The sequence below is a fragment of the Nocardia sp. NPDC051787 genome (assembly GCF_040681325.1).
Taxonomy (GTDB): Bacteria; Actinomycetota; Actinomycetes; order Mycobacteriales; family Mycobacteriaceae; genus Nocardia.
On the sequence record NZ_JBFAYO010000001.1, the window covers coordinates 142,473 to 165,234 of the forward strand.

The window sequence follows — 22,762 nt, forward strand, 5'->3', positions numbered from 1 at the left end:
TCTGCTGGCGCACTTTTGCGGGGTACGTGTCGACATTAAACTTACTCCAGAGTAAGTTTAATGTAAACAACCGCGACGGTGCGCCGATCTGCGTGGATTCCGCCACGCCGAACCGGGCCGCCGGGGACATCCATCCACGAGACCTTGGAGACTCGAGTGACCAGCAAAGCCAGTTCGGCGAAGAGCGCCGCCAAGACCGGTAAGACGACCCGCCCGGTCGCGGTCGTGGGCGGCAACCGGATTCCGTTCGCTCGTTCGGACAAGGCGTACGCGCACGCCTCCAACCAGGACATGTTCACCGCCGCGCTGGACGGGCTGGTCAGCCGTTTCGGCCTGCAGGGCGAACGGCTCGGCATGGTCGTCGGCGGCGCCGTACTGAAGCGGGTCGGCGAGCACGGCCTGATCCGGGAGAGCGTGCTCGGCAGCACGCTGAGCCCCTACACCCCCGCGCACGATCTGCAGCTGGCGTGTGGCACCGGCCTCCAGGCGATCGTCACCGTCGGTGACGCGATCGCCGCCGGTCGCATCGAGGCGGGCGTCGGCGGCGGCACCGACACCACATCCGACGCCCCGATCGGCGTGAGCGAAGGCCTGCGCGAGTGGATGCTGGACGCCAACCGCGCCAAGACCAACAAGGACCGTCTCAAGCTGGTCGGCCAGCTGCGCCCGAGCATGCTCGGCATCGAGATCCCGCGCAACGCCGAGCCGCGCACCGGGTTGTCCATGGGTGAGCATGCCGCCATCACCGCCAAGGAATTCGGCATCGCGCGCGAGGCGCAGGACGAGCTGGCCTACCTGTCGCACAAGAACATGGCGGCCGCCTACGACCGCGGTTTCTTCGATGACCTGATCACGCCGTTCCTCGGCCTGACCCGCGACGACAACCTGCGGCCGAACTCCTCGATCGAGAAGCTGGCCACGCTGAAGCCGGTCTTCGGGGTGAAGGCGGGCGACGCGACCATGACCGCGGGCAACTCCACCCCACTGACCGACGGCGCCTCCGCCGTGCTGCTGTCGAGCGAGGAGTGGGCCGCCGAGCGCAAGCTGCCGGTGCTGGCCCACCTGGTCGACAGCGAGGTCGCCGCGGTCGACTACATCCACGGCCCCGACGGCCTGCTGATGGCGCCGACCTACGCGGTGCCGCGCCTGCTCGCCCGCAACGGCCTGACCCTGCAGGACTTCGACTACTACGAGATCCACGAAGCGTTCGCCTCGGTGGTGCTGGCCACCCTGGCCGCGTGGGAGTCCGACGCCTACTGCAAGGAGCGCCTCGGCCTGGACGGCGCGCTCGGCTCGATCGATCGGAGCAAGCTCAACGTCAACGGCTCGTCGCTGGCCGCGGGCCACCCCTTCGCCGCCACCGGCGGCCGCATCGTCGCCTCGACAGCGAAGCTGCTCGCCGAAAAGGGCTCCGGCCGCGCACTGATCTCCATCTGTGCGGCGGGCGGCCAGGGCGTCGTCGCCATCCTGGAGCGCTGACCGCGCCGAGCGCCGGAAGTGCTCGACGCACAACCGTGGCCCCCGATCGGAGTTTCCGATCGGGGGCCGCGTTGTGATCGCCTAATTACCTGGAAGCTCGTGGTGACCGCCGAATGCCTTCCGCATCGCCGAGAGCATCTTGTCCGCGTAGCGGGCCTCACCCCGGGAAGAGAACCGCCCGAACAAGGCGGACGACAGCACCGGCACGGGCACGCCGATATCGATGGCGGCATCGATCGTCCAGCGTCCTTCGCCGGAATCGGACACCCGGCCGCTGTAGGACTCCAGGTCCGGGTCGGCGTGCAGTGCCGCCGCGGTGAGGTCGAGCAGCCAGGAGGCGACCACCGAACCCCGCCGCCACACCTCGGTGACCTCGGGCACGTCGATGTCGTACCGGTAGTACTCGGGATGCTCCAGCGGGGTCTCCTCCGCGGAGAACTCGCCCGCGTGCTCGGCGCCGTAGTTGGCCTTGTGCAGGATGTTCAAGCCTTCGGCGTAGGCGGCCATCGCACCGTACTCGATGCCGTTGTGCACCATCTTCACGAAGTGGCCCGCCCCGGCCGGTCCACAGTGCAGATAGCCGAGCTCGGCCGTGGACGGCTCGCCGGTGCGTCCCGGCGTCCGCTCGGCCGCCTCCAGGCCCGGGGCGATGGATTTCAGCAGCGGGTCCAGGTACTTCACCTGCTCCGCCTCGCCGCCGATCATCAGGCAGTAGCCGCGCGTGCGGCCGAATACCCCGCCCGAGGTGCCGATGTCCAGGTAGTGGATGCCCTTGGGCCGCAGCCGCTCGGCGCGCTCGATGTCCTCGTGGTAGCGGCTGTTGCCGCCGTCGATGACGATGTCGCCGGGTTCGAGCAGTTCGGCCACCTGGTCGATCACCGCGCCCGTGGCGCCGGCCGGGATCATCACCCAGACCACGCGCGGCGTCTCGAGCGTCTGCACGAACTCGGCGAGGTCGGTGCTGCCCTGGAAGCTCGCCCCGAGCTCGGCGCGCAGTTCCTCGATGTGCTGGGCGCGACGCTCGTACCCGACGGCGGTGTGCCCATCCGCGACGATCCGACGCACGATGCCGGCGCCCATTCGGCCGAGGCCGATCATTCCCAGCTGCATGCCATCCATCTCCCTCGTGTGCGAAGTCCTGCGGCGTCCAGCGCGAGCCGCCCGGGGCGGTCCTTCTCGATTGTCCCGCGTTGCATCGATCACGGTCTGTCCGGCGCGTGTAACGCCATCTGCGATCCCCCGATAAACAGGTCGGCTCCGCGCAGTTGCCAGACCCCCGACCCGGCAACTGCGCGGGCCTCTTTGCGTGCTGTACCCGGCTCTTTTGCGCGGGATTTGCTGCTGTTCCGTGCTGTGCCGACCCCGGTCGGTAAGGGCCACTATCGTTGGTGGGGACTCGTGTCGTGCGAGTCCACAATTCAATCGAACGTGGAGGACGGTTCGTGACGAGCCAGCCGAGCACCGGAGACCGCGGCCCTGGAGCGGGTGGCGACGTCGAATGGCGCCAGCTCCTCGGGGCGGATCGACCCCAGGAATCAGACCAATCCGGCGGGTGGCGTGGCGATGCAATGCCCACCCAGCCCATGCACACCAGCCCGCGGCGGCCGTCGCCTCCGCCGCCGCGTCGGGCGCCCGGACGTCGTCCGATTTCCGGCCCGCCGCCGAACCGCCCGGATGCCGCCGTGCTGCGCCGGGTGGGTATCGCGGTAGGCGCGGTGCTCGCTCTGGCAGGTCTCGGATACGTCGTGGACTGGGCGCTGTCCTCGGGCGAGGTGCCCCGCGGCACCGTCGTCGCGGGCGTCGACGTCGGCGGCATGGACAAGTCCGCGGCCGATGCCCGCTTGCGCGCCGAACTCGAGCCTAGAGCGAGCCGGGAACTGCCGCTGCGCATCGGCGACGTGCAGACAAGTATCGTGCCGAGTTCCGCCGGACTCGCCGTGAACTGGGACGCCACCTGGTCGCGGATCGGCTCTCAGCCGCTCAGCCCGTTCACCCGGCTCGCCTCCTTCTTCACCACCCGCGACGTCGCGATCGTCAGCGCGGTCGACGAACCGGCGTTGGACCGCCAATTGACCGACTTGCGGGTGCACGACCGCCCCACGGTCGAGGGCACCATCACCTTCGACAACGCCAAACCCGTTGCGGTGCCGCCGGTCCCGGGGCGGGTGCTCGACCTCGGGCCCGCACGTGCCGAACTGGTCGGTAACTGGATGACCAGTGGGCCACTGGATCTTCCGGTCGTGCCCGCGCCGCTGAGCGTGCGCCCTGAGGCGGTGGACCAGGCGCTGCGCGAGATCGCGCAGCCTGCGGTGCAGGCGCCGATCACGTTCGCGGGCAAGGGCGCCGCCGCCAGGCTCGACCCGGAACAGATCGCGTCCGTGCTCACCTTCGCGCCGGACGGACAGGGTGGTCTGGCCGTGTCGGTGAACCAGGACGCCGCGATCGGCCTGCTCGCCCCGCAGCTCGCGCCCACGGAAGTCGAGCCGAAGGACGCTACCTTCGCTGTCTCCGGCGGTAGACCCGCGGTCGTTCCCGCGGTGGTCGGTGACAAGATCAACTGGCCGAAGACCTTCGAACAGTTCAACGCGCTGCTGGTCGCCCAGGGCGAGCGGACCGGTCAGGCGGTCTACGAGCGAATCGAACCGAAAGTGACCACCGAGGCGGCGCAAGGTCTCGGCATCGTCGAGACCGTGGGTTCGTTCACCACCAGCGGCTTCAGCGGCCCCTCCGGCGTCAATATCCGCACCGTGGCCAGGAAGGTCAACGGCGCGATCGTGAAGCCAGGAGACACATTCTCGCTCAACGAATTCACCGGCCCGCGCGGTACGGCGGAAGGATATGTCGAGTCCGGCATCATCGACCACGGGCGCCCCAGCACGGCCGTCGGCGGTGGCATCAGCCAGTTCGCCACAACGCTCTACAACGCCGCCTACTTCGCCGGTATGGAAGACGCGGGCCATACCGAGCACAGCTACTACATCTCCCGCTACCCGGCCGCCCGTGAGGCCACCGTCTTCGACGGCGCGATCGACCTCAAATTCCGCAACAACAGCCAAACCGGCGTGTACATAGAGGCTTTCGTCACCGACTCGGAGGTAACCGTCCGCCTGTGGGGCACCAAGACGGTGGACGTCGAATCCATCACCGGCGAGAAGGCCAAACCGACCGACCCCAAGACCATCACCTTGCCCAAGGGCAAGGACTGCATCGCCTCCGAAGGCGCTCCCGGCTTCACCATCTCCGACACCCGCGTCATCACCGACCGCAAAACCGGACGTGAAGTCTCCCGCACCACCCGCACGGTGAAATACGACCCGATCCCGATCGTCAAATGTGAGTGAGCGAGGGTTTCGCGGCCACGGCGCATTCCTCTCAGCTTCACACTGCAGTGCCGAAGTCGCCGTCCTGAAGGGAGCCGCGGCAGCGCTGGGGGTGGCAATCGGTGTCGACGCGGCACACCGAATCCTGCACGGCACCGCGACATTGTGCGTTGTGGTGCTGACTTCCTGGGCCATGGGGGGTGGACACGGTGCATGCCGTCGTCGAATACGCCGAAGTGGCGATCGAATCCGCGGTCAAGGGTGCGGCCGGTTCGCGCTGCGCGTGAGTCACCGCGCGGGTCCGCTGGACCCGCGCGGAAATCCGTTCGCTGGGTAGAGCAGCTGTCCGGGACATCGGAATCCTTGGAGGCCCAAGCCGCAGACGACAAGAAGCGATTCCGCGACGCCATCCGCCTGATCCGCGCACTCCAGCACCATATCGACGAGCTACGCGGATTCCTCCGCCTGCACGTACCGGGCCAGGAACCCTGGCCGCTCGCGACAAGATCCCGGCCTCGCTCCAGGAAGAGATCTAGGCGTCCGGGAAACCGTTTCCCACTGTCACAGCGGCGTTCGCATCAGCACAACGTTGTACTGGGTGTGCTGGGTGACCAGGAAGTAGAGGTCACGGCCGGTTTGGTACGGGAAGATCATCGGTGCGTACGCGGTGGGCAGGGCGCGGGCCTCGATGAGGACCCTGGGTTCGCTCCACGGTCCTTCGGGGGCGGCGGCGGTGCGCATGACGACGCTGTTGAACGGATCGGTGGTCAGCATGACGAACTGACCGAGGTGGTCGTTCCACATCACCGACAGTTCGGCTACACCGCCCAGGATGGGCGCCGCGGTCTTGGCGTCGCCGGGCTTCCACGCTTTGCCGTCCCAGTATTCATACGCGTCGATGTTGGCGATATCGGATTCTTTTGCGCGGGAAACGAATCCGGGATTATTGCGCCCGGAAGGCGTGCCGTACCGGTAGATGTAGCCGCCGGCCTTCAGGAAGGCGTTCTGCTGAAAGTTCTCGTGACCATCGACGTTGGCGCGGCGGGTGTGCGTGAGCGGCGTCCACGTGGTGCCGCCGTCGTGCGAGGAGGCCAGCGTGGCGAAATTGGTGTGCCACTTGCCGTGGTCGCCCCATTCCCGGACCGACATCAGGCTCATGTACTGCACACCGCCCACCGAGATGCCCGCCGTGGGAATCAGACTGATCTCGATGCCGGGGATCTTCGGGCTGGGCAAGGGGTTCGGCACCACGTCCTCGAAGAGGATGCCGTTGGCGGGGTCGTGTGTCGAGCTGCGGAACAGCACGTTACTGGTCCAGGCCCAGATGCTGCCCGCCAGCAGATTGGGGAAGCCGAGCCCCGCGCTGTCGCCGAACGCGGTGATCATGCGGCCGTTGCCGTCGTCCCACATGATGCCGAGATCGGTGCCGAGCACGTTGAAGTTCTGCGTGCGGTTCGGGCTGTCCATGCCGGTCACCTGGAAGACGGCCTTGGTCGGGCCGGGAAGGTTCGGCAGTCCGTGGATGCCGTTGAGGGCCGGGATCGGTATGACGTTGTTGGGGTCGGCCCCGGCCGGCGCGGCGGCGGCGAGGGTGAGAACCGTGGCGAGCGCACCGGCACCGGCGAGTGCGGACAGCGATCGAGTCATCCGGCAATTCCCTTCTTCTGGGACGCAGTCTGCTCGCTCATTGTGCCTGTTCGCGGCCCCGATGTCGCTTACATCGGCGCATGCGCGCCACGCGTTCGGCCGATGGTCACCAGTCGGTAAAGCCACCAAGGCCGTTCGGGAAGTTCCGGGCTGTAGACGCGCATGCTCATGGTGCGTACCCGGCGCGTGGCGAGGTCGCGCACCAGCAGCCTGCCGCGCGGGATGTCTGCGGAGCGCACCTCGCTGGTCCACATGCGGTCCCAGTCCGGGGAGCGGCGGCAGCGCTCGGCGATCTCCTCGACGCGCTCGCGCGGCGCGAGTGGGGACAGCATGCGAAACGCGTCGACCAACAGGTGCGCCTCGACGGCCCACTCCACGATCACCCGTTTGGCGGCCGAGTCCAGAAACATCCACTCCAGCATGTTCGATCGGGCCGCGGCTCCCGGAAAGGTCCGTTCGTAGGCGGAGTTCGCCGCCACCAGATCCTGCGTCGGCATTCGCTGATAGCAGGCCGGATCGGGCAGGCTGTCCAGGTCGTCCAGGTCGTCGGGAGTCGGCACCCCCGGTCCGGGTCCGTAGGCGGCCTCGAAGAAGTTCGGCAAGGTCAGCACGACAATGTGCCTGCGGTACCAGGTCGGCACTTCGAGCGCGTCGAAAAGCCGTTCGAGCAGTGGGTAACTCGGCGTGATCGCACCCGTTTCGACTCGGTCCAGCACCGGCTCGGCGAGCCCGGCTCGTTCGGCCAGATGCGCGGGGGTCAATCCAGCGGCGAGTCGTCGTTCGCGCAAATAAGCGCCGATGCCAGTCGCGTTGCGCATCACCTCGGGCACCTTTGCCGACACCTTCCGCGCCGAAACGTGGGAGTCGGGAGGTTCCTGCAGCCTCCCGGGAGCACGCAATCTACCGGAGAGCATCGGCGTCGAGCGCTGATCGGACGTCACGAATCGACAACCGTAGACGACAAAACGGCCCGGAGATCATCTCCGGGCCGTTTTTGTCGTGTGCGCGTTATGAAGATGTGTCAGAAGGCCGCTTCGTCCAGCTCCATGATGTCGTTGTCCAGGTTGGACAGCACGGCGCGGGTGGCGGTCAGCTCCGGCAGGATGTTGCGCGCGAAGAACTGCGCGACGGCGATCTTGCCGTTGTAGAACGCCTGGTCGGCGCCGGTCGCGCCGTTGTCGAGCGCCGCGATGGCGATCTCGGCCTGACGCAGTAGCTGCCAGCCGATGAGCAGGTCGCCCACCGAGAGCAGGAAGCGCACCGAACCCAGGCCGACCTTGTACAGCTCGCTCGGCTGCTCCTGGGTGCCCATCAGGTGGCCGGTGAGCGTGGCGGCCATGGCCTGCACGTCCTCCAGCGCGGTGGCAAGCAGCTTGCGCTCGCCCTTGAGGCGGCCGTTGCCGGCTTCGGTGTCGATGAACTCCTGCACCTGGCCGGCCACGTGGGCCAGCGCGACGCCGCGGTCGCGGGCGATCTTGCGGAAGAAGAAGTCCTGCGCCTGGATGGCGGTGGTGCCCTCGTACAGCGAGTCGATCTTCGCGTCCCGGATGTACTGCTCGATCGGGTAGTCCTGCAGGAAGCCGGAACCACCCAGGGTCTGCAACGACTCGGTCAGGTACTGGTAGGCCCGCTCCGAACCGACACCCTTCACGATCGGCAGCAGCAGGTCGTTGACGCGGGCGGCCAGGTCGGCGTCCGCACCGGAAACATGCAGGGCCACATCGGCATTCTGGTGAGCGGCGGTGTACAGGTAGACCGCGCGCAGGCCCTCGGCGTACGCCTTCTGCACGGCCAGCGAGCGCCGCACGTCCGGGTGGCGGGTGATGGCCACGCGAGGCGCGGCCTTGTCGGTCATCCGGGTCAGGTCGGCGCCCTGCACGCGCTCCTTGGCGTAGTCGCGCGCGTTCAGGTAGCCGGTCGACAGGGTCGCGATGGCCTTGGTGCCCACCATCATGCGGGCGTGCTCGATGACATCGAACATCTGCGCGATGCCGTTGTGCACCTCGCCGACCAGCCAGCCCTTGGCGGGGATGCCGTGGCCGCCGAAGGTGACCTCACAGGTGGCCGAGACCTTCAGGCCCATCTTGTGCTCGACGTTGGTGACGAAGACGCCGTTGCGCTCACCGAGCTCGCCGGTCTGGTGGTCGAAGTGGAACTTCGGCACGAAGAACAGCGACAGGCCCTTGGTGCCCGGTCCCGCCCCCTCGGGGCGGGCCAGCACCAAGTGCATGATGTTCGGGAACAGGTCGTCGGCGTCGGCGGAGGTGATGAAGCGCTTCACGCCCTCGATGTGCCAGGAGCCGTCTTCCTGCTTGATTGCCTTGGTGCGGCCTGCGCCCACGTCGGAACCGGCGTCGGGCTCGGTGAGCACCATGGTGGCGCCCCAGCCCTGCTCGGCGGCGATCGTCGCCCAGCCCTTCTGCTCTTCGGTGGCGTTGTTGTAGAAGATGTTCGCGAAACCAGGACCCGCGGCGTACATGAAGGCGGCCGGCTGCGAGCCGAGCAGCAGTTCCGCGATGGCCCAGTAGGCCGCGCGCGGGATCGGCAGGCCGCCGAGCTCCTCGGCGACGCCCAGCTTGTCCCAGCCGCCGTCCTGCAGCGTCCGGTAGCTCTTCTTGAAGGATTCGGGCAGCGCGACCGTGTGGGTCGCGGGGTCGAAGACCGGCGGGTTGCGGTCCGCGTCGGCGAACGACTCACCGAGCGGGCCCTCGGCAAGGCGACGAACTTCGTTCAGCATCTCCTTGACGGTGTCCGCGTCGAGGTCGCCGTAGGCGCCGCTGTCCAGGATGGAACCAAGGCCCAGGACCTCGAAGAGGTTGAACTCCAGGTCGCGGACGTTGCTCTTGTAGTGACCCATTGTCAGTACTCACTCTCCGTTGAGTTTGGTGCGGTCGGTTGGTGCCGTTCCCGCCCGTTGTTCGCTCCACCGGGTAGTCGTGCCGGTTTTCCGCATGCTACTCGCGGGTAACTTATGCGCCATATTACCGATCGGTAATGAGGACGCAAAGAGCTGAGCAGGCAATGTGACGCGTTTTACAGCGTTTGATGGGCGCGCCGCCGGCGCGTCGTGCACGGAAGCCGCCAGGCGTAGCGAACGCGCAGCGCGCCGGGTGCCAAAATAAGCACAATGCGCATCGAGACTAGTGCCGGACCGGCCGAGGTCGAGCTCGAGCAGCCCCGCAGGCCCGCGTTCCTGCTGCTGCTCACGCATGGTGCGGGCGGTGGGGTGGACACGAAAGACCTTCTCGCCGTGCGCGATTCGGCGCTGCGGCTGGGTGGCGCCGTGGCGCGGGTGGTGCAGCCCTATCGGGTCGCTGGGCGCCGGGCGCCTGGTTCGACGGTCAAGCAGGACGAGGCGTGGCTGGAGATCGTCGCCCGGCTACGCGGCCGCAAGCGTATTCCCCTGATCCAGGGTGGGCGCAGCAATGGGGCCCGGGTCGCCTGCCGCACCGCCGTCGCGGCCCGGGCTCGCGGCGTACTCGCGCTCTCGTTCCCGCTGCACCCGCCGGGCAAGCCGGAGAACTCCCGCCGGGACGAGCTACTCGCCCCCGGAGACATCGAGGTGGTGGTCGTCAATGGCGCCAACGACCCGTTCGGCATTCCCGATCCCGCCGACGCTGCCGAAGTGCGGATCATTCCCGGCCAACCGCACGCTTTCCGCGCCGGGTTCGATCTGATCGCCGAGACCGTCACCCCGTGGTTGCAGCGCTGGTCCTGAACCGGGCTCTCGGCGCCGCAGGTGGGCGGGCTCAGCCGAGTCCGTCCAAGCCATGATCGCGGCACACGGTTCGGGTGCTCGTCGGGCAGATGCCGGTGTGCGTGCTCCTGCTCGGGTGTCTCACTCGGTCGGCACATACTCGGCCGGGCGAGTGGCGATGACCAAGGCGTCGATGGCTTCGCGGGTCTCGGTCGGGCGGTAGACGCGGTCGGCGACGCGGACGCGGATGCGGTTGGCGGCGATCACGGGGCCGAGGTCGGCGACGATGTCGTCCGGGGTGAAGAGGATGGCGGGATCCTGTGGCCCGCCGCAGCCGTCGGTGAGGTTGGTGGTGTCGTGGCCGAGGACGAGCAGGGTGCCTTCGGGAGCGAGCAGGGCGGCCGCCTTGCGAACCACCGCGCGGCGCTGCTGGGTGGGCAGGTGCAGGAAAACCATCAGCACCAGCTCGAACGGGCCGGTGATACCCGCCGCGTCCAAGTCGGTGACGTCGGCGCACTGCCAGGTGATGCGACCGCGGACCGATCGGGCCAGCCGTGACGCCACGGTGCGCCCCTTATCGATGCCCACCTGGGAGTAGTCGACCGCGTGTACCTGCCAGCCGTGCGTGGCCAACCAGAGGGCGTTGCGGCCCTCACCGCACGCCAGATCGAGTGCGCGGGGGAACTCCGGTGGCTCGCCGTCGGGCGTGGCGGGCTGCAGCGGCGTCCGCCGCTCCAATCCGTAGACATGTTCCACCACGGTGTTGTTCGGCGGTGCGCCCCAGACCAATTCCGTTTGCGCGTAGCGCTCGTCCCAATCGGCCGCATCCATATCGTGAGTCTATTGATCCGCGATCGGGAGTTCGCAAGGTTGCCAGAGGTAGGTCCAGGCGCGGCAGATCACACATCGAGCCAGTGCACCGGCGTGGTCTCGCGCACGTGGATCAGGACGTCGAACGCGGCGGCGAGGGATGCCAGCTGGATGTGCGCCTCGCCGTCCGCGGCGGGGTCGTAGACGCCGCTGATGGTGCGCACCTTCGCGGGACCGGCCAGCCGGTCGCGGACCGATTCCGGTGCCTCGGCGTGCAGGTCCACGTAGTACGCGGGCAGTTCGACGTCGCCGAGCGCGGCGTCGACCAGGTCGGGGCGCGGATCGGGCGCCACGGCCATGCCGAGGTCGCCGTGGTGGAAGCCGATGCCGACCGACATGTACGCATCGCCGAAGTGGTCGCGCAAATGACTTCCCACGCCACGGAATTGCGCTGTTCTGAAGACAATCGGGATATTGGTGGTGTGGGCGAGCCCGTCCCAATAGATGATCGCGGCGCCGGTGGCGCGCTGGTGATTCAGCACCGTCTCGGCTGACGGTCGCTCATCGCGGGCGAAGCCCTGGCCCGCGACGCTCTGCCGGTGGAAATCGAGGATCAGGCGGGCATGGACGAGCGCGGTGGCGCGTTCCTGCGTGTCCGGCAATGCCTCGAGCAGGGCGATGGCCTCCTCGGCGTGTTCGGCGAACGGGCGGCCGGGGTGGATGCCCTGGTGCCGCTGAACGTGTTCGTCGACCTGATGTGCGGTGCGGATCGGCGCGAGGTGCGCCTCGATCGCGGCCCACCGCTCGGGAGCCGTGTCGCGCACGCAGGCCAGCACCGCGTCGTAGTCGCTCGGCTCGGCGTGCGGAGGTTCGACGCCGAAGATCCGCACCGGGTCGTCCGGATGGGCCAGGTTGTACGCGCGAATCCAGCGCAGCGCCGCCACCGATTCCTCGGTCCGCCACGGCCGCCATGCACCGGCGAGCACCGTTTCCGGCTCGCCCTCTCCAGCGGTGGCGAACCGGTCCCAGCGTTCGCCGGAACGCGCACTGTCCTGAATCGCCAACGCGCGGAAGCCATGCCGCTCGACCAGGGCGCGGAATATCCGCTCGCGGATTCCGAAGGTTTGCCGGGAGAACCGAGTCGACTCGCCGAGTCCGACCACCGTCGCGGTGCCCAGCCGCGCGATCAGGGCGTCGAGGTCCCGGCCGGTTGAGCCGGGGTCGGTGCTGTCGATCGCGACGGCGTTGTCCCGCAGCCAGGTGCGCATGTCGGCGGTGGCGGTGACCATGAAGCCTCCCGAAACGTGAACGATCCAACGCGGTTCAGCCTCATACATGAACCATTGTTGAGGTCAAGCCGCGTTGGATCGGTACGCCGCGAGCTACAGTGTCGTTCGCATCAGCACGACGTTGTATTGGCTGTGCACGGTGGTCAGGAAGTAGAGATCGCGCCCCGTCTGGTACGGAAAGATCGATGGCGCGTAGGCGGTGGGCAATTCGCGCGTGTCGATCAGCACTTCGGGTTCGCTCCACGGGCCGGCCGGAGACGACGCGCGGCGCATCACCACGGAATTGAACGGGTCGGTGGTGAGCGAAATGAACTGTCCGAGATAGGAGTTGTACATCACCGACAGCTCACTGACACCCCACATGATGGGTGCCGCGGCATTCACGTCGTTCTTACGCCAACCGTTGCCGTCCCAGTATTCGTATTCGCTGAGATCGGCGATGTCCTGCGCCCGGACCCGAGCCAGATGGGCGGTGTGGTTGCGTCCGGAGCGGGTGCCGTATTCGTAGATGTATCCGCCGTCGGCGAGAAACGCGTTCATCTGGAAGTTGGCGTTCCCACCCTCGTTCGGGCGCCGGGTTTCCGGCAATTCCGCCCAGGTCTCGCCGTTGTCGCCGGAAACGGCCAGGCCGGAGAAGTTGGTGCTCCACCGTCCGACATCGTCCCAGCTCCGCACCGACATCAAGCTCATGTATTGCACGCCGCCGACCGAGATGCCCGCGGTGGGAATGCGGCTGATCTCCAGGAAGGGAATCTTCGGGCTCGGGATGAGATCACGCGCCTGGCCGAACATGTCGCGGACCACGCTGTCGAAATAGATACCTTCGGCCGGATTGGTGGTATGGCTGCGGAGCAGGATATTGCTGCGCCAGGCCCACATGCTGCCCGCGAGCAGATTCGGGAAACCGAAACCGGCGGTGTCGCCGAACGCGGTGAGCATTTCGCCGTGCCCGTTGTCCCACATGATGCCCAGGTCGGTCCCGAGCACGTTGTAGTTATGGGTGTTGTTGGGACTGGCCATACCCGTCACTTGGAAGACCGCCCTGGCGCGGCCGGCCAGATTGGGCAGTCCGGTCGTGCCGTTGAGCACAGGAATCGGGTTGATGGCGTTCGGGTTGGCGATGGCGGGGGTAGCCGCTGGGCAGAGCAAGGCCGATACACCCGCCAGCGCTGAGAGCAGCAAGGATGCGGTCTTGATCAAGGTCTGTGAGCCCTCCGGTTTCTTGCCGGGAGCGGTGCGAGAAACACAGACGTCCCGCGATACACAGACTCCTTCGCAGGGTACCTCGCACCGCTAGTTCGACTGGCTGGCAAATCGTGCAAATGGTAGCAGCGGAACCGGCGGATTCGGGGCTTCTGTCTCAGACTGGTTAGCTTTCAGCTACCTTGCTGTTAGGTTGCTGAATGCTTTCCGCAAGATCAGCGGAAGTTGGGTGGCGCGCTCAACGGCGAAGGTGCGCCGCGGCGAGGTATGCCAGGTCTTCTCGAACAGCCGCTTGGCGGCCGCGACGGCGTGCCGCGGCCGGGCCGCGATCTGGTCGGCCAGTTTCTCCGCCTCGGCGACCGGGTCGGCCGCCACCTCGGTGACCAAGCCGATCTTCGCCGCGTAGGCGGCGTCCACGGTGTCCGCGGTCATCGTCAGCAGGAGTGCCTTGTCCATGCCGACCAGCCGAGATAGCGTCGCGGCGCCGGTCATATCGGGGACTAGGCCGTGCTTGGCTTCCATAACGGAGAACTCCGCCTCCGGGCTGGCGAAACGGACATCGGCGGCGAGTGCGAGCTGGAGTCCGCCGCCGTAGCAGCGCCCGTGCACCGCCGCGATCACCGGGACGGGCAGGCGGCGCCACGCCCAGCACGCTTCTTGGAAGGCGTTCGTGCCGCGGCCGGGCAGCGGCAGGAAGTTCCGTACGATTGCCAGTGGATCGCTGGAAGCCGCCGCGATGTCCATGCCACTGCTGAAGCTGGGTCCGTTGCCGGACAGGATTACCGCGCGCACTCCCGGGCGGCGAGCCACGTTTTTCGCACTGGCAATCAGTCCGCTAATCATGTCGATGGTCAGGCCGTTGTGTTTGTCCGGCCGGTCGAGCGTGACGTAGGCGCGGTCGTTGTCGAATCGCAGCGCGATGTTGGTGCCCATTCTCGTATCTTACTCGTGAGTCAGTTTCGCTGGAAGCTGTTGTGGTGCGCGCGCCGACGCTCGCGTGACCCCGCATACTGGTCCGGGCGTCGGATACCGGCACCACCGTGGCGGGCCATCTGCTCCCTCCGGACGCCGATGTCGCCGCGGATACGTTCACCCTGATCACCGAGAGGAGCGCCCGATGACCGACCTGGTAGGTGTCGAACGGCGCGATGCGATCACCGTGCTGACGGTCAACCGTCCCGAGGCACGCAACGCGATCAACCTGGCCACCGCGCAAGACATCGAGGCCGCGGTCGACGAGTTCGAAGCCGACGCCGGCGCGCGCGTGCTCGTTCTCACCGGTGCGGGCGGAACCTTCAGCGCCGGAATGGATCTCGTCGCCGCCTCGAAAGGCGAGATGCCGATCACCCAGCACCGCGGTCCGCTCGGCATCACGGCGAAGCCTCCGGCGAAGCCGATGATCTCGGCGGTCGAGGGCTTCGCGCTGGCCGGTGGTTTCGAGCTGGCTTTGTCGGGCGATCTCATCGTCGCCGCGCGGGACGCGCAGTTCGGCATCCCGGAGGTCAAGCGCGGTCTGGTCGCCGCGGGCGGGGGCGTGCTGCGGCTGACCCAGCGGCTGCCGCGCAGCATGGCCGCTGAATTGGCGCTCACCGGCGGACGGGTCGGCGCCGAGCGGCTCTATCAGCTCGGCTTGGTCAACCGGGTCACCGAGCCCGGCGCGGCGCTGTCCGCCGCGCTGGAGCTGGCGGCCGAGATCGCCGCGGCCGCACCACTCGCGGTGGCGGCGAGCAAGCGGATCATCGACGAGTCACCGGATTGGCCGGTCGCGGAGGCGTTCGCGAAGCAGGGCGAGATCGCGTTGCCCGCCCTGTTCTCCAAGGACGCCGCCGAGGGTGCTCTGGCGTTCGCGCAGAAGCGCGAGCCCCAGTGGCAGGGCCGCTGAGCCGAACGTCTACCGCGCCCGCCCGATCGTCTCGAGCAGGACCTGTGCGCAGGCCGCGGGGTCGTCGGGGAAAGGACTGTGCCCGCTGCCGTGCAACGTGACGTGCTCGGCGGCCGGCAACGCGCGACGCGCCCTGCGGCTCTGGGTGGCGTAGGTGAGCAGGATGTCGCGGCTGCCCCATGCAATTGTCACCGGAATGTCGGTGAGCGAGCCGATTTCGTGCAGTCGCGCGTCGTCGAATGAGGCGAGCGCCTCGTCGAATCCGGTCGCCTCGACCGCGCCGATGGCCGTCTCCAGCGCCACCTGGGCGTCCAGGCCCCAGGGCTTGCCGAAGATCAGCGAGAGAAAGACGGTCCGCCCCGCGGCGTTTCCGAGGACGAACGGCAGTGTGGGCCGGAGCAGCCGCGCGAGCGCCCGCGACTTGCCCAGCGACTGCTGGCACCACACGCGACCGGCAGTGTCCCAGAAACCGATCGGCGAGTACGCGGTGACCGAGCGGGCCAGACCGCGTGCCCCCAGATTCAGCGTGATCAGGCCACCCATCGAATTACCCGCCAAATGCGGCTGTTCGATTCCTTGTACCGCGAGGAATTCGCTGAGCGCGTCGGTGAGATTGTCGACCGTGTTGTGCGCGAGCGGGCCCGATCCACCGAAGCCGGGCAGGTCGACGGCGATCACGTCATACGACGCGGCGAGGGTGTCGACGATCGGTTCCCATATTTGCCAGCGGCTTCCGACCCCGTGCACCAGCACGAGCGGTTCCCCGGAGCCCACTCGGTGATGGTGCAATGTCGTCATGCTCGTCATCTCCGTTCATCCTCGCCCTGCGCCAACCCTAACAGCAGTCACTAGCCATCAGTTCGCGTCGGCCGAGCCCCGCTCCGTACCGTGGCTCTGGCTGGATGCCGCGCGTGCTGGGAAAACGAGTCTGGCGCCGGTCGCAGCGCGGCCGGTACGATAATTGGTATGGCAACCCGTAAGGTGACCCTTTCGCTGGACGAAGCCGCTTGGTCGTACGCCGAGCAGGCGGCGGCCCGCGCCGGTATGTCGCCCTCGGCGTGGATATCGAAGGCCGCGCGGCGGGAAGCCGTGCGTACCGGCGTCGGTCCGGTGTCGGATGTGACCGCCGAGGCCGCGGCGGACGCGGCCGAGCTGGCGGCCGCCGAGGAGGCGATGCGTGCGTCGGGGTGAACTGTGGATCTACAACCCGCATGATTCGCCGCGTCGCCGAACGGTAGTGCTGATCAGCAGTGATGGCATCAACGAATCGCCGCGTCCGTGGCTGATCGCCGCCGAGGTGATCGAGGAGGATCCGCGGGACATCCTCGCGGTTCCGGTGCAGGACCACGGTTGGGTGCACGCGGGCAATATCGGGCGCATCTTCCGCGGATGGCTGGCCGAGCGGGTCGACGTGGTGGATACCGACACCCTGGAGCGGCTCGACACCGCGTTGCGAGCGGCGATGGATCTGTGAGTGCCGCTCCCGTAAATCGTTGTCCGGCAAGGTATCCAACGCTGGTGGGCGCGTGCGACTACCGCGGCTCGCCGCGGGGCATTATGGTTGCCACGCCACTGACGGTGGCCAGTCGAGGAAGAGGAGTCAGGTGCGGATCTGCATGATCGCCGCAGCGCTGATCGCGCTGCCGGTGCTCGCGGCATGTGGCAGCGACAAGGACACGGCGGCGCCCACGGTGACGCAAGCCGAACTCGCACAATCGCTGCAGGACAAAGGCCTCAAGAACAAGCAACTGGCCGACTGCGCCGCGAAGGTGTTCGTCGAGCAGGGTATTTCGCAGGCCGGGCTGCGGGTCATGGTCAGCGACGAGTACGACGTGAAGGCTCCCAACCAGGAAACGCTGGGAATGACCAAGGAAGACGCGGACAAGGCGCGCTCGGCCAGCAGTCGCATCGCCAGCGAGTGCATGTCGGCGGCGCAGCCGCGCTGAGTCGGCGGCCCGGTCGCGGGCGCTGACGGCGTCGACCGGCCTGTTTTATCGCGGCAGACCAGCGCCCGGTGGCAACCGACGCTTCGCGTAGCGGGGCCGGTAGTGCCCGCCGTCTGCGTCGCGCGGCCCCGGCGTTTCACAGCGCGACAGTAAGTTCCACCCGCGCGGCCGAGCCCGCCTCGAGCGCTTCCGCGACCCGCACCGCCTTCTTCATCGGCAGCACGTAGGTCGCCCGGGATTTGTCCGGGAACAACGACGTCGACCATCGACTGTTGCCGACGACCACATGCACGCGCACGGCCCTGAACCCACCCGCCCGATGCGCGTACCGCTCCTCGATCTCGTCGGCCACGTCTTCGGGTACCGACACGAAATACCATGCAGCATCCCCTTGGTGCTCCCACACCTCTGCCGTGAATGTGTACCGCGATCCAGCCACGTCGCGACTGTATCGGTAGGCACCGACACTCCGACCTCGACCGCAGAGGACTTACCACAGCTGGACATCAGCTGTGCGCACTTCAGCCGCAGGGGCTATCGGTGGGTGCTCACATGTGGGTTCGAGGGCCTCGGACTTGGTGGCTCGGCAGTTTCGCCGGAACCCACTGCCTCGACTCCACCTCCCATGTCAGGACCTCGCCTTGCAGTGACGGCTCGGCGAGATCCAGATCGAGGAGCGCGAGCCGGGCTTCGTCGGGAAGATCGTCGGTTACAAGGATGGCGGCGGACGGCCGGTCCTCGAGGTCGAGGACGGCTTCGACACTGCGGACGCCACGGCGGAACCAACGCTGGCGCAACTTGCCGGGCAGCGCGGTGAGGCCGGTCGCGCTCCGCTCGCCAAGGGCTTCCAGGAGAGCCTTGCCGTATAACGCCGCCATCGGGGCCACGGCGGTGAACACCCACTCGCCGAGCTCCGGCGGCCCCCCTGGATCCAGCGGAGGGGGCGAAGTGCCAGTCGTAGGCGCGACTGGCTGCGGAGGCAGCGCATCTTCCGAACCACCCATGAGCAATCCCCACTCCTGTTGCGCTGCACGATCATACGCGAGCGCATGGTACGAGACGACTGGCGGCGCCCGGTCGAGCCGCACGGGATCGTCGCCGGGGTCTCGGTAACCCGGATTGCGAGCCAGACCGCTACACCGGGCCGCCAGCGTCCCGACCAGCGCAAGCCGTGCGAACCCACGCTGCAGGTTGTACGGGGACCAACACAAGTCCGAGGGCGACCTGGCCGCCCATTCGATCGGCGCGAGATCCGGAAGACTGCGCGATGACGCCGCGGACTTGCTCGCCAGGTTCGCGCCAGCGGGCAGGTTCACCAGATCCACCCACTCGAACGCGCTCGCCGGCGCCTGATCCCATCGCGCAGATTCAAACCCTCGTCCTGGCCGGGGCACGGTGCTGGAGTGGAAGGAGCGCCGGACGCATGCGCGGCGTCCGGCCTCTGATCCAACGGCTACCCCCGCAAAACCATGGAGCAGCTATGACCACGGAGAAGATCGCCGAGCAGATCGCGCAAGCCGCGCAGCGGCCCGTCGCGGCGGTGAGCTAATGACCGCGGTCGCCGCCGATCGCATTCTGTCGGCGGCACAGGCGTTTTCGGTCGCACAGCGACTCGGCGCGGACTTCGCGCCGACGGCGGGCGCGCGGGACCGGGCGACCTACACCGGTCTGCTCGAGCTGTTCCTCGAACAGTTCGACGGTGGAACCGGACTCGCGGGCGTGCTCGCGGTGCCGGTGATGCTCGGCGCGGGATCGGCCCACGCCCTGGCGCCGGATCTGCTGCTCGAGCCCGTTCTGGTCGAGCTCGGGGCTACCGCGGCGCTGCCGGGGCTCTACCTGTCCGACCGCATATTCGCCGAGGACGGCGTCATCGACCGGTACAGTGGTCGGTGGCGTTCGGTCGCCCAGGCACTGATCCACAGCTCGAAGGCTGCGAACCATGCATGACCTGTTCGAATTCCCCGCCGACGGAGCCGGTCTGCGTCGCGCGTTCGCCAACTTCCCCAGCGGTGTCGTCGCGGTATGCGCGGATATCGACGGCACTCCCCACGGCCTCGCGGTCAGCACGTTCGTCCCCGTCTCGCTCGATCCGCCGTTGGTCTCGTTCTGCGTACAGAATTCCTCGGCGACCTGGCCCAAGCTCGCCGCCGCGAGCCACCTCGGCCTGAGCCTGCTCGGCACCGACCAGCAGGCCGCCGCCCGCTCGCTCGGCACCCGCGACGGCGACCGCTTCCGCGACATCCACCTGCACCGCGGCTCGGGCGACGCCGTCTTCATCGACGGCGCCTCCGCCTGGATCGAGGGCGTCCAGGAAGCCAGCGTGCCCGCCGGTGACCACGCCGTGGTCATCCTCCGCATCCACCGCATAGCCACCCGCACCGATGTCGACCCTCTGGTCTTCCAGGGCAGCCGCTTCCGCCGGTTGCACGAGGAACCCGCCAACGGGGCGGCCTGAGGGCGAGCTGACCCGAACGAGGCGATCGGCCGGCCACAAGGCTGCTCGCCACCTCGCGCCTGACGCCGGTCGGGTCGGTTTGGTCCCGTGCTCTGCGCTGTGCGAGACTCGGGTCTCTCTCCTCGGAAGGGGCCCGGCGATGACACTCGGCATGGTTCTCGGTGATCTCCCGCGCACTTCGGCGCGGGCGTAGACAAGCTTTTCTCTGATTTCTGTGCGGTAGCCGGACGGGCCTTTTCGCAACCCCTCGTCGAAGTGCTTCTCGTGCCCTTGCACGTTCCATCACGAGGAGTACGCGGTGTCCACCGTTTTCTGGACCGAAGACAACACATTCCGAACCGCTTGCTGGCATTCCGAAACTGCCGCGCCGCCCCCTGATTCGATCGTGCCGGTGGAAGACCGGACGACCGCCGACACCGCCTATCGGCTGGCGCGGGCGGGGAACGGTCTGCTGTGGCGCGGGGATTTCCACAATGGCAGGCAACTGTTGCGGGCGATGGGCAGGCGGGTCGATCGAGACGTTTCGCTGGTTGATGATCCGGCCGAAGCATTCCGGCGGTACCGCGCGGCGCGCCGCCGCCGCGCGCGCGTGCTCGGCAAGCTGCTCGTCCTGTTGGAGGACGACAACTCGCTGCGGTTGCGCCGCGCTCCCGACGTGCGGCGCGCGTGCACGGAGGCGTACGGGCTGCCACGCGGTCGCACGGTGGTGGCGCTCACCGAGTTGCTCGGTGTGCTCGGCGCGGCGCAGTGGCGGGAGAAGGGCGTGTACGTGCCCGCCCTCGGCGACCGCATCCATCCGCACTACGGCGTGTTCTCACCGGTCCGCGGTGAGTACGTGGACCTCGTCGCCCGCGCTCCACTGCCCGCGCACACAGATATCGCCTTCGACCTCGGTACGGGCACCGGCGTGCTGGCCGCTGTCCTGGCCCGACGCGGATACACCCGAATCACCGCCACCGACAAGAGCTCTCGCGCCCTGGACTGCGCCCGCGCCAACCTCGATCGACTGGGCCGCACATTCGTCGACGTGCAAGGCCCGACCCTCTTCCCGGACGGCAAGGCCGACCTCGTCGTCTGCAATCCACCGTGGATCCCGGCCACGCCGACCTCAGCACTGGAAAGCGGCGTCTACGACGAGAACTCGTCCATGCTCCACGCATTCCTGTCCGGCCTCCCCGCACACCTGCACCCCGGCGGCGAGGGCTGGCTCATCCTCTCCGACCTCCCCGAACTCCTCGGCCTCCGCACCCACCGCGACCTACTCGACCACATCGCCGACGCGGGCTTGGTGATCGCCGACCAACTCGAAACCCGGCCCGTCCACCCTCGGGCTCACAATCCCACCACGCCCCTCCACGCCGCGCGCGTCGCGGAAACGATCACGCTCTACCGTCTTGTCCCGGCCTGAAGGACGTCTCCGGCTGGCCGGACGACAGTCTGGACCGACTTCGCAAGGTACTTCCCGGCCTCGCGCACTGCCCGACGTACGCGAGGCCGGGACCGCGTATGCGAAGGGGCCAGCAGGCACGAAAAAGCCCCGCACCATGGGGTGCGGGGCTGGGAGAGCCGATGACGGGAATCGAACCCGCGCTGTCTGCTTGGGAAGCAGAAGTTCTACCATTGAACTACATCGGCCTGCGTACCGAGATACATCGGAGACTGTAGCAGAGTCGCCGGTGGCGCGGTAAAAGTGCTGGTAGATGCTCCTGACCTGCGGCTATGCGCTCCGGGTCGGCCGGTCTGCGGGGGACAGCTCCCGCCCGCATTCGATCTTGCTTTCAGCCCCGGTCGGTGGGGTTCGGGGCGCTTCCCTCCCAAAAGGGCTCCAGGCTCCCGGGCGAGCGCCGACAGAGACCGGGGAGCGAAGGCGATTGCTGCCGCATTGCAGACCAAGCGGTCGCTCGGACGACGTAGTCTGGTCATCGGAGGAATCCGACGATGACCGTAACCCTCGACGATCCTCATACCGTTCCGACCAGGCACTGGCACCGGCTCGACGACGGCAGGCTGCAGTGTGACGTCTGCCCGCGCGCCTGTAAGTTGCGCGAGGGGCAGCGCGGGCTGTGCTTCGTTCGGGGCCGCGTCGACGACCAGATCGTGCTCACCACCTATGGCCGCTCCAGCGGGTTCTGCGTGGATCCGGTCGAGAAGAAACCGCTCAACCACTTCCTGCCCGGCTCGGCGGTGCTGTCTTTCGGGACCGCCGGTTGCAATTTGGCGTGCAAGTTCTGCCAGAACTGGGACATCTCCAAGTCGCGCGAGATCGACACTCTGTCCGGCCGCGCCGAGCCCCGCGAATTGGCAAGCGCGGCGGAGAATCTCGGCTGCCGCAGCGTCGCGTTCACCTACAACGATCCGACCATCTTCTTCGAGTACGCGGCCGATATCGCCGACGCCTGCCGCGACCGCGGCATCAAGGCGATCGCGGTGACCGCTGGTTACATGTGCCCCGCACCGCGCGCCGAGTTCTACTCCCACATCGATGCGGCCAACGTCGACCTGAAGGCGTTTACCGAGGACTTCTACCGCCGCGTGTGCGTAGGACACCTGGACGACGTGCTGGACACCCTGCGATACCTGCGGCACGAGACCGACGTGTGGTTCGAGATCACGACCCTGCTCATCCCCGAGCACAACGACAGCGACGCCGAGATCGCCGCCGAGTGCGCATGGATCCGCGACGAACTCGGCGACGACGTGCCACTCCATTTCACCGCGTTCCACCCCGACTACAAGATGCGCGACATCCCGCCCACGCCACCCGCGACGCTCACCCGAGCGCGCGACATCGCCCTCGCCGAAGGCCTGCGCTTCGTCTACACCGGCAACGTGCACGACACCGACGGCGGCACCACCTCCTGCCCGTCCTGCGGCACCGCCGTGGTCACACGGGACTGGTACCTGATCCGCCGGTACGCGCTCACCGCCGACGGGCGTTGCGCGAAATGCGGCACACAGCTGCCCGGTGTCTACGACGGGCCGGTCGAGCGGTGGGGGAGCAGGCGGTTGCCGGTGCTCATCGTGTGAGCCCGCC

At 67.7% G+C, this 22,762-nt stretch carries 22 protein-coding genes and 1 tRNA gene; 11 read left to right on the forward strand and 12 right to left on the reverse strand.

The genetic code is table 11. The features are described from left to right. The first annotated feature begins 144 nt into the window (after positions 1–144). The gene (locus AB0M45_RS00670; RefSeq protein ID WP_364321001.1) at positions 145–1,479 is read left to right on the forward strand and encodes an acetyl-CoA C-acetyltransferase; all 1,335 of its coding nucleotides are present in this window, start codon (positions 145–147) and stop codon (positions 1,477–1,479) included. Between the two features lie 81 nt (positions 1,480–1,560). On the opposite strand, the gene gnd is transcribed toward AB0M45_RS00670, so the two are convergent. Then, the gene (gene gnd, locus AB0M45_RS00675; RefSeq protein WP_364321004.1) at positions 1,561–2,589 is read right to left on the reverse strand and encodes a phosphogluconate dehydrogenase (NAD(+)-dependent, decarboxylating); all 1,029 of its coding nucleotides are present in this window, start codon (positions 2,587–2,589) and stop codon (positions 1,561–1,563) included. 458 nt (positions 2,590–3,047) lie between these two features. On the opposite strand from gnd, the gene AB0M45_RS00680 reads away from it, so the two are divergent. Further along, a complete protein-coding gene (locus AB0M45_RS00680) occupies positions 3,048–4,820 on the forward strand; it encodes a VanW family protein (RefSeq protein ID WP_364321007.1) in 1,773 nt (590 codons plus the stop codon). 540 nt (positions 4,821–5,360) lie between these two features. Here the strand turns inward: AB0M45_RS00680 and AB0M45_RS00685 are convergent. From AB0M45_RS00685 to AB0M45_RS00695, 3 genes are all read right to left on the reverse strand, one after another. Next, on the reverse strand, positions 5,361–6,446 hold the full coding sequence (locus AB0M45_RS00685) for a DUF4185 domain-containing protein (protein WP_364321010.1): 1,086 nt from the start codon (positions 6,444–6,446) through the stop codon (positions 5,361–5,363). A 68-nt stretch (positions 6,447–6,514) separates the two neighbouring features. Beyond that, positions 6,515–7,264 carry a helix-turn-helix domain-containing protein gene (locus AB0M45_RS00690; protein ID WP_364321013.1) on the reverse strand — a complete coding sequence of 250 codons (750 nt, stop codon included), beginning with the start codon at positions 7,262–7,264 and terminating at the stop codon, positions 6,515–6,517. Between the two features lie 203 nt (positions 7,265–7,467). Next, the gene (locus AB0M45_RS00695) at positions 7,468–9,303 is read right to left on the reverse strand and encodes an acyl-CoA dehydrogenase (protein ID WP_364321016.1); all 1,836 of its coding nucleotides are present in this window, start codon (positions 9,301–9,303) and stop codon (positions 7,468–7,470) included. Between the two features lie 270 nt (positions 9,304–9,573). Between AB0M45_RS00695 and AB0M45_RS00700 the strand changes: the two genes are divergently transcribed. Continuing rightward, positions 9,574–10,164, forward strand: a complete 591-nt coding sequence (locus tag AB0M45_RS00700; protein WP_364321019.1) for an alpha/beta family hydrolase — start codon at positions 9,574–9,576, stop codon at positions 10,162–10,164. 120 nt (positions 10,165–10,284) lie between these two features. Here the strand turns inward: AB0M45_RS00700 and AB0M45_RS00705 are convergent, their stop codons facing one another. The 4 genes from AB0M45_RS00705 to AB0M45_RS00720 all read right to left on the reverse strand — a co-directional run bounded on the left by AB0M45_RS00705 (position 10,285) and on the right by AB0M45_RS00720 (position 14,378). Further along, a complete protein-coding gene (locus tag AB0M45_RS00705; protein WP_364321022.1) occupies positions 10,285–10,974 on the reverse strand; it encodes a class I SAM-dependent methyltransferase in 690 nt (229 codons plus the stop codon). A 68-nt stretch (positions 10,975–11,042) separates the two neighbouring features. Then, complete coding sequence (locus AB0M45_RS00710) at positions 11,043–12,242, reverse strand: erythromycin esterase family protein (protein WP_364321025.1); 1,200 nt, start codon at positions 12,240–12,242, stop codon at positions 11,043–11,045. Positions 12,243–12,335: 93 nt separating this feature from the next. Then, positions 12,336–13,442, reverse strand: a complete 1,107-nt coding sequence (locus AB0M45_RS00715; protein ID WP_364321028.1) for a DUF4185 domain-containing protein — start codon at positions 13,440–13,442, stop codon at positions 12,336–12,338. A 180-nt stretch (positions 13,443–13,622) separates the two neighbouring features. Continuing rightward, entirely contained in the window at positions 13,623–14,378 is a 756-nt protein-coding gene (locus tag AB0M45_RS00720; RefSeq protein WP_364321030.1) for a crotonase/enoyl-CoA hydratase family protein, read from the reverse strand. Positions 14,379–14,562: 184 nt separating this feature from the next. Between AB0M45_RS00720 and AB0M45_RS00725 the strand changes: the two genes are divergently transcribed. Next, positions 14,563–15,327, forward strand: a complete 765-nt coding sequence (locus tag AB0M45_RS00725; protein ID WP_364321033.1) for a crotonase/enoyl-CoA hydratase family protein — start codon at positions 14,563–14,565, stop codon at positions 15,325–15,327. A 9-nt stretch (positions 15,328–15,336) separates the two neighbouring features. On the opposite strand, the gene AB0M45_RS00730 is transcribed toward AB0M45_RS00725, so the two are convergent. Further along, positions 15,337–16,134 carry an alpha/beta hydrolase gene (locus AB0M45_RS00730; protein ID WP_364321036.1) on the reverse strand — a complete coding sequence of 266 codons (798 nt, stop codon included), beginning with the start codon at positions 16,132–16,134 and terminating at the stop codon, positions 15,337–15,339. 159 nt (positions 16,135–16,293) lie between these two features. Between AB0M45_RS00730 and AB0M45_RS00735 the strand changes: the two genes are divergently transcribed. From AB0M45_RS00735 to AB0M45_RS00745, 3 genes are all read left to right on the forward strand, one after another. Beyond that, on the forward strand, positions 16,294–16,518 hold the full coding sequence (locus AB0M45_RS00735; RefSeq protein WP_063016531.1) for a hypothetical protein: 225 nt from the start codon (positions 16,294–16,296) through the stop codon (positions 16,516–16,518). Further along, on the forward strand, positions 16,505–16,801 hold the full coding sequence (locus AB0M45_RS00740; protein ID WP_364321040.1) for a hypothetical protein: 297 nt from the start codon (positions 16,505–16,507) through the stop codon (positions 16,799–16,801). Before AB0M45_RS00735 ends, AB0M45_RS00740 begins: the two co-directional genes overlap by 14 nt. Positions 16,802–16,943: 142 nt before the next feature. Then, entirely contained in the window at positions 16,944–17,273 is a 330-nt protein-coding gene (locus AB0M45_RS00745; RefSeq protein WP_364321043.1) for a hypothetical protein, read from the forward strand. Positions 17,274–17,409: 136 nt separating this feature from the next. On the opposite strand, the gene AB0M45_RS00750 is transcribed toward AB0M45_RS00745, so the two are convergent. Further along, positions 17,410–17,712 carry a DUF1905 domain-containing protein gene (locus tag AB0M45_RS00750; RefSeq protein WP_364321046.1) on the reverse strand — a complete coding sequence of 101 codons (303 nt, stop codon included), beginning with the start codon at positions 17,710–17,712 and terminating at the stop codon, positions 17,410–17,412. A 109-nt stretch (positions 17,713–17,821) separates the two neighbouring features. Further along, positions 17,822–18,589 carry a hypothetical protein gene (locus tag AB0M45_RS00755; protein ID WP_364321049.1) on the reverse strand — a complete coding sequence of 256 codons (768 nt, stop codon included), beginning with the start codon at positions 18,587–18,589 and terminating at the stop codon, positions 17,822–17,824. Positions 18,590–18,821: 232 nt separating this feature from the next. Here AB0M45_RS00755 and AB0M45_RS00760 point away from each other — a divergent pair, with 232 nt between their 5' ends. The 3 genes from AB0M45_RS00760 to AB0M45_RS00770 all read left to right on the forward strand — a co-directional run bounded on the left by AB0M45_RS00760 (position 18,822) and on the right by AB0M45_RS00770 (position 21,136). Continuing rightward, complete coding sequence (locus AB0M45_RS00760; RefSeq protein WP_364321052.1) at positions 18,822–19,220, forward strand: hypothetical protein; 399 nt, start codon at positions 18,822–18,824, stop codon at positions 19,218–19,220. After that, positions 19,213–19,728, forward strand: coding sequence for a flavin reductase family protein (locus AB0M45_RS00765; RefSeq protein WP_364321055.1), 516 nt, complete (start codon positions 19,213–19,215; stop codon positions 19,726–19,728). The genes AB0M45_RS00760 and AB0M45_RS00765 overlap by 8 nt, the downstream gene beginning before the upstream one ends. A gap of 298 nt (positions 19,729–20,026) precedes the next feature. Beyond that, positions 20,027–21,136 (forward strand): class I SAM-dependent methyltransferase, encoded by a 1,110-nt coding sequence (locus AB0M45_RS00770; protein WP_364321058.1) that lies wholly within the window; start codon positions 20,027–20,029, stop codon positions 21,134–21,136. Positions 21,137–21,292: 156 nt separating this feature from the next. Here the strand turns inward: AB0M45_RS00770 and AB0M45_RS00775 are convergent. Further along, positions 21,293–21,363: transfer RNA gene (locus AB0M45_RS00775), tRNA-Gly, on the reverse strand. A gap of 303 nt (positions 21,364–21,666) precedes the next feature. Here AB0M45_RS00775 and amrS point away from each other — a divergent pair. Further along, entirely contained in the window at positions 21,667–22,755 is a 1,089-nt protein-coding gene (gene amrS, locus AB0M45_RS00780; RefSeq protein WP_364321061.1) for an AmmeMemoRadiSam system radical SAM enzyme, read from the forward strand. Positions 22,756–22,762: the final 7 nt, after the last annotated feature.

What these genes read in the sequence shown, in the direction of transcription:
- AB0M45_RS00685 (WP_364321010.1), bottom strand. Translation starts at nt 6,446, where the DNA reads ATGACTCGATCGCTGTCCGCACTCGCCGGTGCCGGTGCGCTCGCCACG.
- AB0M45_RS00765 (WP_364321055.1), top strand. Translation starts at nt 19,213, where the DNA reads ATGCATGACCTGTTCGAATTCCCCGCCGACGGAGCCGGTCTGCGTCGC.
- AB0M45_RS00745 (WP_364321043.1), top strand. Translation starts at nt 16,944, where the DNA reads ATGATCGCCGCAGCGCTGATCGCGCTGCCGGTGCTCGCGGCATGTGGC.
- AB0M45_RS00735 (WP_063016531.1), top strand. Translation starts at nt 16,294, where the DNA reads ATGGCAACCCGTAAGGTGACCCTTTCGCTGGACGAAGCCGCTTGGTCG.
- AB0M45_RS00690 (WP_364321013.1), bottom strand. Translation starts at nt 7,264, where the DNA reads ATGCGCAACGCGACTGGCATCGGCGCTTATTTGCGCGAACGACGACTC.
- gnd (WP_364321004.1), bottom strand. Translation starts at nt 2,589, where the DNA reads ATGCAGCTGGGAATGATCGGCCTCGGCCGAATGGGCGCCGGCATCGTG.
- AB0M45_RS00730 (WP_364321036.1), bottom strand. Translation starts at nt 16,134, where the DNA reads ATGACGAGCATGACGACATTGCACCATCACCGAGTGGGCTCCGGGGAA.
- AB0M45_RS00700 (WP_364321019.1), top strand. Translation starts at nt 9,574, where the DNA reads ATGCGCATCGAGACTAGTGCCGGACCGGCCGAGGTCGAGCTCGAGCAG.
- AB0M45_RS00695 (WP_364321016.1), bottom strand. Translation starts at nt 9,303, where the DNA reads ATGGGTCACTACAAGAGCAACGTCCGCGACCTGGAGTTCAACCTCTTC.
- AB0M45_RS00725 (WP_364321033.1), top strand. Translation starts at nt 14,563, where the DNA reads ATGACCGACCTGGTAGGTGTCGAACGGCGCGATGCGATCACCGTGCTG.
- AB0M45_RS00710 (WP_364321025.1), bottom strand. Translation starts at nt 12,242, where the DNA reads ATGGTCACCGCCACCGCCGACATGCGCACCTGGCTGCGGGACAACGCC.
- AB0M45_RS00705 (WP_364321022.1), bottom strand. Translation starts at nt 10,974, where the DNA reads ATGGATGCGGCCGATTGGGACGAGCGCTACGCGCAAACGGAATTGGTC.
- amrS (WP_364321061.1), top strand. Translation starts at nt 21,667, where the DNA reads ATGACCGTAACCCTCGACGATCCTCATACCGTTCCGACCAGGCACTGG.
- AB0M45_RS00720 (WP_364321030.1), bottom strand. Translation starts at nt 14,378, where the DNA reads ATGGGCACCAACATCGCGCTGCGATTCGACAACGACCGCGCCTACGTC.
- AB0M45_RS00680 (WP_364321007.1), top strand. Translation starts at nt 3,048, where the DNA reads ATGCCCACCCAGCCCATGCACACCAGCCCGCGGCGGCCGTCGCCTCCG.
- AB0M45_RS00760 (WP_364321052.1), top strand. Translation starts at nt 18,822, where the DNA reads ATGACCGCGGTCGCCGCCGATCGCATTCTGTCGGCGGCACAGGCGTTT.